General features: G+C 71.1%; 13 protein-coding genes. 8 read left to right on the forward strand and 5 right to left on the reverse strand.

Translation table 11 applies throughout. The features are described from left to right. The first annotated feature begins 30 nt into the window (after positions 1-30). The 3 genes from ABZX02_RS03730 to ABZX02_RS03740 are packed head-to-tail and all read left to right on the forward strand — an operon-like array spanning position 31 to position 4,502. A complete protein-coding gene (locus tag ABZX02_RS03730; protein ID WP_355294561.1) occupies positions 31-1,236 on the forward strand; it encodes an aromatic acid/H+ symport family MFS transporter in 1,206 nt (401 codons plus the stop codon). A gap of 15 nt (positions 1,237-1,251) precedes the next feature. Further along, entirely contained in the window at positions 1,252-2,757 is a 1,506-nt protein-coding gene (locus ABZX02_RS03735) for an ABC transporter ATP-binding protein (protein WP_355294562.1), read from the forward strand. Beyond that, positions 2,754-4,502 carry an ABC transporter ATP-binding protein gene (locus tag ABZX02_RS03740; protein WP_355294563.1) on the forward strand — a complete coding sequence of 583 codons (1,749 nt, stop codon included), beginning with the start codon at positions 2,754-2,756 and terminating at the stop codon, positions 4,500-4,502. Before ABZX02_RS03735 ends, ABZX02_RS03740 begins: the two co-directional genes overlap by 4 nt. Positions 4,503-4,829: 327 nt before the next feature. Here the strand turns inward: ABZX02_RS03740 and ABZX02_RS03745 are convergent, their stop codons facing one another. Both ABZX02_RS03745 and ABZX02_RS03750 read right to left on the reverse strand, forming a co-directional pair. Beyond that, positions 4,830-6,050: a hypothetical protein gene (locus ABZX02_RS03745; RefSeq protein WP_355294564.1), complete on the reverse strand. Its 1,221-nt coding sequence runs from the start codon at positions 6,048-6,050 to the stop codon at positions 4,830-4,832. Further along, positions 6,041-6,529 carry a SigE family RNA polymerase sigma factor gene (locus ABZX02_RS03750; RefSeq protein WP_355294565.1) on the reverse strand — a complete coding sequence of 163 codons (489 nt, stop codon included), beginning with the start codon at positions 6,527-6,529 and terminating at the stop codon, positions 6,041-6,043. The genes ABZX02_RS03745 and ABZX02_RS03750 overlap by 10 nt, the downstream gene beginning before the upstream one ends. 106 nt (positions 6,530-6,635) lie before the next feature. Here ABZX02_RS03750 and ABZX02_RS03755 point away from each other — a divergent pair, with 106 nt between their 5' ends. Both ABZX02_RS03755 and ABZX02_RS03760 read left to right on the forward strand, forming a co-directional pair. Next, positions 6,636-7,001 carry a F0F1 ATP synthase subunit epsilon gene (locus ABZX02_RS03755; RefSeq protein ID WP_093592737.1) on the forward strand — a complete coding sequence of 122 codons (366 nt, stop codon included), beginning with the start codon at positions 6,636-6,638 and terminating at the stop codon, positions 6,999-7,001. A gap of 22 nt (positions 7,002-7,023) precedes the next feature. Continuing rightward, on the forward strand, positions 7,024-7,455 hold the full coding sequence (locus ABZX02_RS03760) for a DUF2550 domain-containing protein (RefSeq protein ID WP_355294566.1): 432 nt from the start codon (positions 7,024-7,026) through the stop codon (positions 7,453-7,455). A 43-nt stretch (positions 7,456-7,498) separates the two neighbouring features. Here ABZX02_RS03760 and ABZX02_RS03765 read toward each other — a convergent pair whose 3' ends face one another. Next, positions 7,499-8,071 (reverse strand): cob(I)yrinic acid a,c-diamide adenosyltransferase, encoded by a 573-nt coding sequence (locus ABZX02_RS03765; protein ID WP_355294567.1) that lies wholly within the window; start codon positions 8,069-8,071, stop codon positions 7,499-7,501. Positions 8,072-8,106: 35 nt separating this feature from the next. On the opposite strand from ABZX02_RS03765, the gene murA reads away from it, so the two are divergent. Further along, positions 8,107-9,372, forward strand: coding sequence for a UDP-N-acetylglucosamine 1-carboxyvinyltransferase (gene murA, locus ABZX02_RS03770; RefSeq protein WP_355294568.1), 1,266 nt, complete (start codon positions 8,107-8,109; stop codon positions 9,370-9,372). Here the strand turns inward: murA and ABZX02_RS03775 are convergent. Then, entirely contained in the window at positions 9,362-9,649 is a 288-nt protein-coding gene (locus ABZX02_RS03775; RefSeq protein ID WP_355294569.1) for a hypothetical protein, read from the reverse strand. The genes murA and ABZX02_RS03775 overlap by 11 nt on opposite strands. 103 nt (positions 9,650-9,752) lie before the next feature. Here ABZX02_RS03775 and ABZX02_RS03780 point away from each other — a divergent pair, with 103 nt between their 5' ends. Both ABZX02_RS03780 and ABZX02_RS03785 read left to right on the forward strand, forming a co-directional pair. After that, a complete protein-coding gene (locus tag ABZX02_RS03780; RefSeq protein WP_355294570.1) occupies positions 9,753-11,747 on the forward strand; it encodes a protein meaA in 1,995 nt (664 codons plus the stop codon). 17 nt (positions 11,748-11,764) lie between these two features. Further along, on the forward strand, positions 11,765-12,523 hold the full coding sequence (locus ABZX02_RS03785; RefSeq protein WP_355294571.1) for an enoyl-CoA hydratase-related protein: 759 nt from the start codon (positions 11,765-11,767) through the stop codon (positions 12,521-12,523). Here ABZX02_RS03785 and ABZX02_RS03790 read toward each other — a convergent pair. Continuing rightward, a complete protein-coding gene (locus ABZX02_RS03790) occupies positions 12,438-13,292 on the reverse strand; it encodes a helix-turn-helix transcriptional regulator (RefSeq protein ID WP_355294572.1) in 855 nt (284 codons plus the stop codon). The two genes, ABZX02_RS03785 and ABZX02_RS03790, sit on opposite strands and share 86 nt — an antisense overlap. Positions 13,293-13,298: the final 6 nt, after the last annotated feature.

Genomic DNA, 13,298 nt, shown 5'->3' on the forward strand with positions numbered 1-13,298 from the left:
CCTCCCGGCTACGGGGTCCCAGGTCGCACGATGCTCGGCAACACCTGGCCCTCGACGAGGAGAGTGCGCGTGAACAAGTGGGTGCTACCCCTGTGCTGGACCGCCGTTCTGCTCGACGGCTTCGACCTCGTGGTGCTGGGCACGGTGATTCCCGTGCTGCTGCAGGAGAAGCTGCTCACGACGGCTTCCGCGAGCGCGGTGTCCACGGCGGGTCTGGTCGGGATGATGCTCGGCGCGCTGGTCATCGGGACCATCACCGACGTCATCGGGCGCCGCAAGGTGATGATCTACGCGGTGGCCGGGTTCTCCGTGTTCACGCTGGCCTGTGCGTTCGCTCCGGACGCGACGACGTTCGGCGTTCTCCGGTTCCTCGCGGGACTCGGGCTCGGCGGGTGCCTGCCCACGGCGATCGCGCTCGTCAACGAGGCCAGGCCGCAGCAGGGCGGGCGTGCCACGACGCTCATCATGACGGGCTACCACGTCGGTGCGGTCATCACGGCGTTGCTCGGGATCGTGCTCATCCCGCAGCTGGGGTGGCGGTCGTTGTTCGTGGTGGGCGCTTTGCCCGCTTTGGTGCTGATTCCGTTGATGGTCAAGCACTTGCCGGAGACGGCCGTGCGCAAGGCTCCTGCGCTGGAGGCCGTCGGCTCGTTGTTCCGGCCGGGGCTGCGCCGGGCGACGATCGCGTTCTGGGTGGCGTCGTTCATGGGGCTGTTGCTCGTGTACGGGCTGAACACGTGGCTGCCGCAGATCATGCGCAGCGCCGGGTACGAGCTCGGGACGGCGCTGGCGTTGCTGCTCACCCTCAACATCGGTGCTGTCGTTGGACTTCTGATCGCCGGTGCGGTCGCCGACCGGGTCGGCGTGCGGCCCGCGGCCATCGGGTGGTTCGCCGGTGCCGTGGTGTTCCTCGCGTTGCTGAGCATCAAGCTGCCGGGCGTCGGCGTGTACGTGGCCGTGTTGTTGGCCGGCTGCTTCGTGTTCAGCGCTCAGGTGCTCGTTTATGCCTATGCGGGAAGGGTTTACGAGGAGAACCGTGCGACGGGCATCGGGTGGGCCGCCGGCGTTGGGCGGTTGGGTGCCATTAGTGGACCGTTGCTCGGCGGTGCGTTGCTCACGGCTGGATTGGCGCACCCGTGGGGCTTCTACGCGTTCGCGTTCATCGCCGCGTTGGGCGCAACGGCCGTTGGTGCGATTGGGCTGAAGGCGAAATCGGTCGTGGCGCCCGTCCGGTGATGGCAAGGTCGAGGCATGGCTCACCATGCCCCGTACGCCGACCCCGGTACGCCGGACGTGCGATCACCCTGGCGGTACCTGTGGTGGCTCGTGCGCGTCCAGAAGTGGCGGGTGCTCGCCGGGGCGTGGTGGGGCACGCTGTCGATGTGCGCGTTGATGCTGCCGCCGTACCTGATCTCGCGGGCGGTCGAGGACGGTCTGCGGGGTGGCGACCGGGTCGCGCTGCTGGGGTGGTGCGGTGCGCTCGCGGCGGTCGCCGTGGGGCTGGCACTGGTCTTCATCGCCCGCCACAGCACCATGACGAAGGTGCGCGTCGACGCCGCGCTGCGCACGTCCCAGGTCGTCGTCCGGCACGTCACGGGGCTCGGCGGGGTGGTGCGGCGCAAGCTCTCCACCGGTGAGCTGACGTACCTGCAGAACGGCGACACGGCGCGGCTCGCGCACGCGTTGACGAGCACCGGGCCCGGGGTCGGCGCCGTGATCGCGTATGCGGCCACGGCGGTGCTGCTGGTGCGCATCTCGCCGCTGGTCGCGGTGGTGGTGCTGCTGGGCGTGCCGGTGCTCGCCGTGGCGACCGGGCCCGTCCTGAAGCGACTGCACGCCGTGGAGGCCTCGTACCGGCAGCGGCAGGGAGAGCTGAGCTCGCGGGCCGGTGACATCGTGGGTGGGCTGCGGGTGCTGTCGGGGATCGGCGGGAAGCAGGCGTTCGAGTCGCGGTTCCGGTCGTCCTCGCGCGAGGTGCTGGAGGACGGCTACCGCGTGTCGGCGTGGCTCAGCTGGGTGCAGGCGCTCACCTGGGGGCTGCCCGCGCTGTTCCTCGCCGTGGTCACGTGGATCGTGGCGCGGATGGTCGTGGCCGGCGCCATCACGGTCGAGGACATGCTGGCGGTCTACCTCTACGTCACCACGCTCACCGTGCCGGTCACGTTCTTCATGGAGGGCGCGGACGCGATCCCCCGGGCGCTGGTGTCCGCGCGGCGGGTGATCGACGTGCTGCGGTTGCGGCCGGACGAGAAGGACGGCGACACCGGGCCGTTGGACGTGAAGACGGGCGCGCTGACGGTGGTCGTCTCGGCGAACGCGACGGTGGCGCGGGAGGCGGTCGACCGGCTGCCCGGAGTGGTGGCGGACAACGACGACTACCTCTTCGCGGGCACGGTCCGCGAGGCGGTGTCGGTGGGGCCGCACCTCGACCACGAGTTGGACGAGGCGGTGCGGGCGGCGGCCGCGGTGGACGTCGTGGAGGCGATGCCGGACGGGCTCGACTCGCACCTGGAGGCGCAGGGGCGCAACGTGTCCGGCGGTCAGCGGCAACGGCTGCGGCTCGTGCGGGCGTTGCTGAGCGAACCGGAGCTGCTGGTGCTGGTGGAGCCGACGTCCGCGCTCGACGCCGTGACGGAGGCGGTGGTGGCGCGGCGGGTGCGGGAGAGGCGGACGGGGCGGACCACCGTCGTGGTGTCGTCGTCGCCGTTGTGGGCGGGGCAGGCGGACCAGGTCGTGCACCTGGAGGAGACCCGATGACGAGGTTGCCCGTCGCGGACCGGCGCGAGGTGCGGCAGGCGGCCGCGCGGCTGTTGCGGGGCGAACGGCGCGAGCTGGCCGTGGTGCTCGTGCTCACGGGACTCTCGGCGTTGTCGGGGCTCGTCGGGCCTTACTTGCTCGGCAAGATCGTGGGCGGAGCCGAGGACGGCACGCTGACGGTGTCCACTGTGGACGTGCTGGCGCTCGGCGTGCTCGGCGCGGCCGTGGCGCAGCTGTTGCTGGTGCGGTACAGCGCTCTGCGGACGGCGCGGCTCGGCGAGCGTTTCCTGGCGTCGTTGCGGGAGGAGGCGGTGACGCGCACGCTCTCCCTGCCCGCGCGGGTGGTCGACCGGCTGGGCACCGGCGACCTGCTCACCCGCGTGACGAGCGACGTCGGCACGGTCGGCCAGACGCTGCGCGACGGCGTGCCCGAGGTGCTGGCGGGCGCGGTGCACCTGCTGGTCGTGTTCGTCGCGGTGTTCTGGCTGGACCCGGTGCTCGGGCTGGTGTCGTTGTGCGGCATGCCGTTCGTGGTGTGGGTGGTGCGCTGGTACCTGAGCCGCGCGCGGGCGGCGTACCTCGCGGAGAGCGAGGCCACCGGGGACGTGGCGGAGATGTCCGCGGCGGTCGGCGAGGGCAGCCGCACGATCGAGACGTACGGGCTGCGGAACCGGGTGCTGGCGGCCGCGGACGCCGTGATCGCGCGGTCGTACCGCACGAGGATGGGCACGCTGAGGCTGCGGAACGTGCTGTTCCCGGTGACCACCTTCGTGAACGTCGTGCCGGCCGTGCTGGTGCTGCTCGTCGGCGGGTTCTTCTACACGTCGGACGGCGTGCGGATCGAGGTGGTCGTCACGGCGGTGCTGTGGGTGTGGCGGCTGGTGGAGCCGATGGACCGCATCCTGTTCTGGGTGGAGTTCCTGCAACGCGGCGCCGCCTCGTTCGCGCGGATCGAGGGCATCGGGGCGCACGTCGAGCCGCCGCCCGTCACCCGCGCGCCGGAGAGCGACCGCATCGAGGTGAGCGGCGTCCGCTACTCCTATGTGGACGGACACGAGGTGTTGCACGGCGTCGATCTCGTGGTGCAGCCGGGAGAACGGCTGGCGATCGTCGGCGTGTCCGGCGCGGGCAAGTCGACCCTGGGCCGGTTGATCGCCGGCGTCGACCGGCCCGCGCAGGGGTCGGTGCTCGTCGGCGGAGTGCCCGTCGCGGACCTGGCGGCGGCGGGCGAGCAGCGGATCGTCCTCGTCACGCAGGAACACCACGTGTTCATCGGCACGGTCAGGGAGAACCTCGCGATGGCGGCCCCCGACGTGGCGGACGACAGGCTGCTCGAAGCGTTGCGCACCGTCGGCGCGCGCTGGTTCGACGAGTTACCGGAGGGGCTGGACACGCGGCTCGGCGCGGGTGGCGTGGAGCTGGACCCCGGGCAGGCGCAACAGCTGGCGCTCGCCCGCGTGGAGGTCGCCGACCCGCACACGCTGGTGCTGGACGAGGCGACGTCCTCGCTGGACCCGGCCACGGCCCGGCACGCGGAGCGCGCGATCGCGGCCGTGCGGGAGAAGCGCACGGTGATCGCGATCGCGCACCGCCTGCAGACCGCGCGGGACGCCGACCGGATCGCGGTCGTCGACGCCGGGCGCGTCGTGGAGCTGGGAGCCCACGACGAGCTGGTGGCGAGGGATGGCACGTACGCGATGCTCTGGCGCTCGTGGCACGGCGGAGGGAGTGCGCCGGACAGCTGATCGTGCGGTGCGGGACCGGCCGACGTGACCTCGTGGAGGTTGTGCGGTGGGGTCGTCCGCGGGCCAGGTCGGCGACGGGCCTGGTCGGCGACGGGCCTCGGTCCGACCTGGCCACGGCCGGCGGCCGAGACCGCTGCGCTCGGCCGGACCGGGTGCGTTCCCGGCCTGGCAGAGTCCAAGCGGGCAGGCTCGTGCCACCCGCGGCCTGCCACCCACGGCCCGCGACCCACCGCCCGCGACCCACCGCCCGCGACCCACCACCGGCAGTCCGCCACCCGCCAGCCACGGCCCGCCACCACAGCCCGAGAGCACTCGCGTTCGCCGGACCTAGGGGAGCGGCACCACCGTCGGCGTCCCGTCCCGCACCACCGTCACCTCGGTCGTCCCGGCAGGCGCCAGCCAGACGGTCTCGCGCTGCTCGGGCCCGATGAGCGCGCCCTGTTCGGCGACGATCGTCCCCTGCCCGTCGGGCAGCACGAGCCGCACGGGCGCCACGGTGCCCTTCACCGCCGGCCCGCCGACGACCCCGGCGCTGAACGTGCCCTCCGCGGTGTAGAGGGCACCGTAGAGCCTGCCGAACGCCTCGAAGGCCAGGGCGAACCGCCCGTCCGGCGTCCAGGCGCAGACCTCCCAGGTGCCGGCGGCGTCGTTGCTGACGAGGTAGTCGAGCAGGGCGCGCCGCTGCAGGTCCTCCTGCGCCTGCACCGGTGAGCGCGTTCTCTGGGGCGACTCCGACTTGCAGTTCACCAGCGTCCAGCCGAGCCCGGTGCGCGGGATGAAGGCCCTGCCCTGCCCGGTTTCGGCCTTCGACCGGACCGGTCGCGCGGTGAAGTCGTCCGGCCGGGGTGCGGAGTCGGCGCGCACGAAGACCGGTGCGCTCTGCGGCAGCGCGGACACCACCGCGACCCCCGAGGCGTCCGCCGCGAGCTCGCGCCACTGGCGGGTCAGCCGGTCGTCCTGACCCCGCACGGGGTCCTGCGACAGGAAGAGCCTCTTGCCGAGGCTCAGCACCACCTGGGTGCCCTTGGCGGTGCCGAAGTCGTACCGGCCGCGCTCGTCGGACGGGTCGAGCACCACCTCGCGGTCCACGAGCCTGCCCATGGCGACCACGCCGACGAGCGGTTTGGGGTCGGGCGAGCCGGTCACCCGCACCGGCTGGACGACCACCGCGGCCGGACCGTCGTCCGTGGTGCCGATCCAGTACACGTGGGACGCCATCGAGAAGTCCGTGATGCCCTCGCCGAACGCCGAGGTCTGTGCGGTGCGCCACACGGCGAGGGCGCGGTCCACGTCGTCCTTGCTGGACGAGAGGTTTCCGGCCGTCGCCGCCGTCAGGCGGGGATCGATGCCCGACGCGCGGTCGTCCGGGGAGGAGGGGCGCATCAGCACGCCGCCGGCCACCGCGCCCGCGAGCAGCGCCACCACCGCCGTCAGGGTCACCAGCCTGCGCGTGTGCCTGCGCCGTCCACCGGTCATCACGTCCCCCAGGAACCCCGGCCGCACGTCCAGGTCTGCCGTCGCGGCCTCCATCGCCTGCTTCAGTTCCACGTCAGCACCTGCTCACCCATCAGTTCGCGCAGGCGGGCGAGGCCGCGCGAGGTCTGGCTCTTCACCGTTCCCACGCCGCAACCGAGCGCACGCGCGGTCTCGGCCTCGCTGAGGTCGTCGAAGAACCTCAGCACCAGCACGGCGCGCATCTTCGTCGGCAACTGCGCCAGCGCGCGCACGACGCTGTCCGCGTCCACGACCTGCTGCTCGTGCCCTCGCGTCGTGGGCACCGCCCCCAGTTCCAGCGGTGCCTCCGGCTTGCGGGAGCGCCGGCGCCAGCGGTTCGCGGCCGAGTTCGCGAGTGCGGCACGCGCGTACGCCTCCGGTGACGACCTGATGCGACGCCACTTGCCGTACATGCTCATCAGCACGTCCTGCAGAATGTCCTCGGCGGCGCCTTTGTCGCCGCCGCACAGCAGGTAAGCGGTGCGCAACAGAGCCTGTGAACGCAACGCCACGAAGTCCTCGAAGTCCTGCATGTCCCCCCTTCGGCGGTCGCTGGAGGTACTGACACCGGGCGGGGCGGCAAGGTTGTCAGGCGACCGTTTAGACTCAGTTCGACTCCAGACGACGAGGGAGATACGCGTGGCCGAGATGACCGTTGAACTGGTCGCCGTTGAACGCCGCCTGTGGTCCGGTACGGCCACCTCTGTTTCGGCACAGACGACCGAGGGCGAGATCGGCATCCTGCCCGGTCACGAGCCCGTTCTCGGCCAGCTGGTCGAGGGTGGCGTGGTGCGCGTGCGCACGACGGACGGTGGCCTGGTCACCGCCGCCGTGCACGGTGGCTTCCTCTCCGTGACCGGCACCGGCGTTTCGATTCTCGCCGAGGACGCCGAGCTCGCGGGCGAGATCGACGTGGACGCGGCGCGCACGGCGCTGCAGGACGCGGACGACGCAGAGCGCGCACGGGCGGCAGCGCGCGTGCGGGCCGTGGAACAGTCGGCCTGAGACCGGGCACGAGGCCGCAGCCGTGGGGATCACCGAGATTGCCGGCCTGATCCTTCTTGGGGTGGCGATCGTCATCACCTACTTCGCCTGGCGCCGGATCCGGCTGCTGCGCGAGGGCGGTGTGCACGTCGCGCTGCGCAGCGTCTTCGACGACCGCGGGCGGGGCTGGCACCTGGGTGTGGGGCACTACCGCGGGGACTCGTTCGCGTGGTTCCGGGTGCTGTCCCTGGGTTCCGGGCCCAACCAGCTGATCTCGCGCGACGGGCTGGAGATCGACGCCCGGCGCGAGCCCACGGGGCCGGAGGCGTACGCCATGCCGGTGGGGGCGACGGTGCTGCGGTGCCGCTCCACCTCGGGTGAGGTCGAGATCGCGATGGGGCCCGACGCGTTGACGGGCTTCCTGTCCTGGCTCGAGGCCTCGCCTCCCGGCCGGTCCATCCCCTGGGCCTCCTGAACACCGCGAAGGGCGCGTTCCACTCGGAACGCGCCCTTCGTCGTCAGGCGTTGCCGCCGGGCTGCCAGAGCACGTCACCGTCCGGGTTCGCCACCCGCGCCAGGATGAACAGCAGGTCCGACAGCCGGTTCAGGTACTTGGCCGTCAGGACGTTCGTGTGCTCCGCGTCGTCCTCGATCAGCGACCACGCACGGCGTTCCGCGCGGCGGGCGATCGTGCGGGCCTGGTGCAGCAGGGCTGCCCCGGGGGTGCCGCCGTTCAGGATGAACGAGTCGAGCTTGCCCAGGCGTTCGTTGAACTCGTCGCAGTAGCCCTCCAGGCGGTCCACGTAGGCCTGGGTGACGCGCAGGGGTGGGTACTTCGGGTCGGGGACGATCGGCGTGCAGAGGTCCGCTCCGACGTCGAAGAGGTCGTTCTGGACCTTGCGGACCACGTCGAAGACGTCCGGGGCGAGCTGACCCAGGGCCAGGGCCACGCCCAGGGACGCGTTCGTCTCGTCCACGTCCGCGTACGCCTCGATGCGGGGTGAGGTCTTGGGAACGCGGGAGAAGTCGCCGAGTCCGGTCGTGCCGTCGTCGCCGACGCGTGTGTAGATCTTGGTGAGATGCACCGCCATGGCTGGCACTTTAAGGCCGTACGTAGGATTGCCGCGTGAGCGAGCATTTCCGGGTACACGGTGGCGCAAGGCTGGTCGGCGAAGTCGATGTCGTCGGCGCCAAGAACAGCGTGCTCAAGCTGATGGCCGCGGCCCTCCTCGCGGAGGGCACCACGACCATCACCAACTGCCCGGACATCCTCGACGTGCCGTTGATGGCCGACGCGCTGCGCAGCCTCGGGTGCGAGGTCGAACTCGAGGGCGACGTGGCGAGGATCACCACGCCCGCCGAGCTCAACCACCGCGCCGACTCCGAGGCGATGGGCAAGCTGCGGGCCAGCATCTGCGTGCTCGGGCCGCTGGTCGGGCGCTGCAAGCGGGCCGTCGTGGCGCTGCCCGGCGGTGACGCGATCGGGTCGCGGCCGCTCGACATGCACCAGAGCGGTCTCGAGAAGCTCGGCGCGACCACGTGGATCGAGCACGGCTGCATCGTCGCCGAGGCCGAGGGCCTGCACGGCACGCAGATCTGGCTCGACTTCCCGAGCATGGGCGCCACCGAGAACATCCTGATGGCGGCCGTGCTGGCCACCGGCACGACGGTCATCGACAACGCCGCGCGCGAGCCCGAGATCGTCGACCTGTGCCTGATGCTGAACCAGATGGGCGCCAAGGTCGAGGGCGCCGGCACGTCCACCCTGACCGTGCACGGCGTCAGCGAGCTCAAGCCGACCGAGCACCGCGTCATCGGCGACCGGATCGTGGGCGCCACCTGGGGTTTCGCCGCCGCCATGACGCGCGGCGACGTGCGGGTGCGCGGTGTGAACCCGCACCACCTCGACCTGGTCCTCGAGAAGCTCCGCATGGCGGGCGCCGAGGTCACCGTCTACGAGGGTGAGGACGAGGGCTTCCGCGTCGTCATGCAGGGGCGGCCCAAGGCCGTCGACTTCGTGACGCTGCCGTACCCCGGCTTCGCCACGGACAACCAGCCGTTCGCGATCGCGCTGTCCACGGTCTCCGAGGGCACCTCGATGATCACCGAGAACCTGTTCGAGTCGCGGTTCCGGTTCATCGACGAGATGGTCCGGCTCGGTGCCGACGCGCGCACGGACGGCCATCACGCCGTGATCCGCGGTGTCGAGCAGCTGTCGAGCGCGCCCGTGTGGGCGTCGGACATCCGTGCGGGTGCCGGACTCGTGCTCGCAGGTCTGTGCGCGGACGGGGCCACCGAGGTCTACGAGATCTTCCACATCGAGCGCGGCTACCCGGGCTTCGTGGAGAACCTCCGCAAGCTGGGCGCGAACGTGGAGCGCGTCAGCTCTTGAGCACGAGCCGTGCGTTCGGAACGTCCTGCGGCCAGACCATCACCTGGTAGGGGGCGTTCCGCGAGCGAGTGGCCCGCACGCCGTTGCGCTTGAGCTTCTGCACCAGGACGTTCGCGGCCTCCTCGGTGGGGACGACCGCGACCTCGCTCAGCAACCCGAAGTCCGTGCCGTCGAGATCCGGCACGGGCCGCTTGTCGTTGCCCGCGAAGTACCGCAGCGTCAACGCCAGCAGTCCGAGCACCGCGAACACCACGCCAGCCTGATAGAGCCCCGTCACCTCTTCATCATGCTCCCAGTGGTCACGATTCAGTGAGCAATCGCACGCGCAGCCGTGGTTACCGGCCAGTACGCTCCGGAGAACGACGATGTGGGAGGTTGCTGTGCCGTACCCAGCTGACCGCGAACGCGACCGCCCCTGGGTGATGCGGACGTACGCGGGGCACTCCTCGGCGGCCGCTTCCAACGCGCTGTACCGCCGCAACCTGTCCAAGGGGCAGACCGGGCTCTCGGTCGCGTTCGACCTGCCGACCCAGACCGGCTACGACCCCGACGACGAGCTCGCGAAGGGCGAGGTCGGCAAGGTCGGTGTGCCCATCAGCCACATCGGCGACATGCGGCAGCTCTTCGACGAGATCCCGCTCGGCGGCGCCAACACGTCGATGACGATCAACGCGACGGCCATGTGGCTGCTCGCGCTCTACGTCACCGTGGCCGAGGAGCAGGGCGCCGACCCGTCGGCGCTGGCCGGCACCACGCAGAACGACATCATCAAGGAGTACCTGTCCCGCGGCACGTACGTGTTCCCGCCGGGACCGTCACTGCGGCTGATCACCGACATGGTCGCGTGGACCGTGTCGAACGTGCCGAAGTGGAACCCGATCAACATCTGCAGCTACCACCTCCAGGAGGTCGGCGCGACGCCGGCGCAGGAGGTCGCGTACGCGATGTGCACGGCGATCGCCGTCCTCGACTCGGTGCGCGACTCCGGTCAGGTGCCGCAGGAGAAGTTCGGCGAGGTCGTGGCCCGCATCTCCTTCTTCGTGAACGCCGGTGTGCGGTTCATCGAGGAGATGTGCAAGATGCGCGCGTTCGCCCAGCTCTGGGACGAGATCACGCGCGAGCGCTACGGCGTCGAGAACCCGAAGCACCGCCGGTTCCGCTACGGCGTGCAGGTCAACTCGCTCGGCCTCACCGAGGCGCAGCCCGAGAACAACGTCCAGCGCATCGTGCTGGAGATGCTCGCGGTCTCGTTGTCCCGCAACGCCCGTGCGCGCGCCATCCAGCTCCCCGCGTGGAACGAGGCCCTCGGCCTCCCACGGCCGTGGGACCAGCAGTGGGCGTTGCGCATGCAGCAGGTCCTCGCCTACGAGACGGACCTGCTGGAGTACGACGACATCTTCGACGGCTCCCCGGTCATCGAGGCGAAGGTGAACGAGATCCTCGCCGGTGCCCGCGAGGAGATCGACCGCGTGCAGGCGATGGGCGGTGCCGTCGCGGCCGTCGAGTCCGGCTACATGAAGTCGAACCTGGTGTCCTCGCTGGCAGACCGCCGCCGCCGCGTCGAGGCGGGCGAGGACATCATCGTCGGCGTCAACAAGTTCGACACCACCGAGCCGTCGCCGCTGCAGGCCGAGGGCGCGAAGGCGATCGAGACCATCGACCCGATCGTCGAGCTGCACGCCGTCGAGGCCATCCAGCAGTGGCGCGCCTCTCGTGACAACGCTGCGGTGGAAGCATCTCTGGACGCACTGCGCGAGGCCGCCAAGACCGACCAGAACCTCGTGGAGGTCACGCTGGCCTGTGCGCGCGCAGGCGTGACCACGGGCGAATGGTCGCAGGCGCTGCGTGAGACGTTCGGTGAATACCGTGCCCCCACAGGCGTTTCCGGCGCGTCGGCCTCCGGCGAGGCGGGCTCGGAGATCGCACGGGTGCGCGACCGCGTCCGCGCGACCGGCGAGGAACTGGGCGAACGCCTGCGCATGCTCGTCGGCAAGCCGGGCCTCGACGGCCACTCCAACGGCGCCGAGCAGGTCGCCGTGCGCGCCCGCGACGTCGGCTTCGAGGTCGTCTACCAGGGCATCCGCCTCACGCCGTCGCAGATCGTCGCGGCGGCCGTGCAGGAGGACGTGCACGTCGTCGGCCTGTCGATCCTGTCCGGCTCGCACCTCGAAGTGGTGCCCGCGGTGGTCGACGGCCTGCGCGAGGCCGGTGCCGGGGACATCCCGGTGATCGTCGGCGGCATCATCCCGCCGGACGACGCGGCCAAGCTGCGCGAGCGCGGGGTGGCGCGGGTGTTCACGCCCAAGGACTACGAGCTGACCGAGATCATGGACGAGATCGTCACCGTGATCCGGGAGGTGCGTGAGCTCGGCTAGGGCCTTAGTGTCGCGGAATGGTTGACGTTTCGCGGGACGGGTCCGTCGTCCGGATCACGATGAACCGCGCGGCCAAGCGCAACGCGCTGTCCGCGGAGCACCTCTCCGAACTGCTCGACGCGTTCCGCGAGGCGAGCACGTCGGACGCGGCCGGCATCGTGCTGGCCGCGGAGGGCCCGGTCTTCTCGGCCGGGCACGACTTCGCGGACGTGCACGCGCGCGACGAGGACGGCGTGCGGCAACTGCTGGAGCTGTGCACCGTGCTGATGAAGACCATCCAGTCCGCACCGCAGGTGGTCATCGCACGGGTGCAAGGGCTGGCCACGGCGGCGGGGTGTCAGCTCGTGGCGTCGTGCGACCTGGCGGTCGCGGCGGACACGGCCGGGTTCTCGTTGCCCGGCGGCAAGGCCGGGTGGTTCTGCCACACGCCCGCGGTGCCGGTGGCGCGGTCGATCGGGCGCAAGCGGTTGATGGAGCTCGTGCTGACCGGGGACGTGATCGACGCGGCCACCGCGGTGGAGTGGGGGCTGATCAACCGGGCGGTGCCCGCGGACGAGCTGGACGCCGCCACGGACGACCTGCTGGCGCGGGCCACGCGGGGGAGCAGGGCGTCGAAGGCCGTCGGCAAGCAGACGATCTACGCGCAGCTCGACCGGCCCGAGGCGGACGCCTACGAGATCGCGCTGGACGTCATGGCCGGGACCTCGCAGTCCCCGTCAGCCAAAGAGGGACGGGCGTCGTTCCTGGAGAAGCGGCCTCCTGTGTGGCCCGACTAGTCGCGAGGAGCCTCAGCGCGTCGGCGTTCGGGCCCGGTTCCGCCTGGTAGACCACCAGGAACTGGCCGGGCGCCTCGCGCACGTCGAAAGAGTGGTAGGTCAGCTTCAGCGGACCGACCGCGGGGTGCACGAACTCCTTGGCGTCCTGGGTCTTCCCACGCACCTCGTGGTTCTCCCACAGCTCCGCGAACACCGGGTTCTGCCTCAGCTCCGCGACCATCCGCCCCAGCCGCACCGAGTTCGGGTCGGCCGTCAGCCGCAGGTTCCCGACCGTGCTCTGCGCGACCCAGTTCCAGCGCGGGTAGAAGCTCGTGGCGGCGGGGTCGAGGAACGCCATCCTGGCCAGGTTGTCGGCGGGCGCGAACGGCTCGTACAGGGCGTCGGCCAGCGCGTTGGTGGCCAGCAGGTCCAGGTAGGAGCTCATCACGAACGCCGGCATGTCGTGCATGCCGCTGATGAGCTGCCGCAGTTCGGGGCTGACTTTGTCGGTCGTGTGACCCTCGTCCGCCACGACGCCTGCGAGGCGGTGCAGGTGCGCGCGGGCGTCGGTGTCGAGCTGCAGCGCGCGGCTGAGGGCGTCGAGGACCTGCGCGGACGGGTTGGTCTCGCGGCCCTGCTCGAGGCGGGCGTAGTAGTCGGCGCTCACTCCGGCGAGTACCGCGACCTCCTCGCGCCGCAGGCCTTTGACCTTGCGCTGGGTGTGACTCGGCAGTCCCGCGTCCTGGGGGTTGACGCGGGCGCGGTGTGCTTTCAGGAACTCGCCGAGCATGCTTTC

This window comes from Lentzea sp. NPDC003310 (genome assembly GCF_040610935.1).
GTDB lineage: Bacteria > Actinomycetota > Actinomycetes > Mycobacteriales > Pseudonocardiaceae > Lentzea.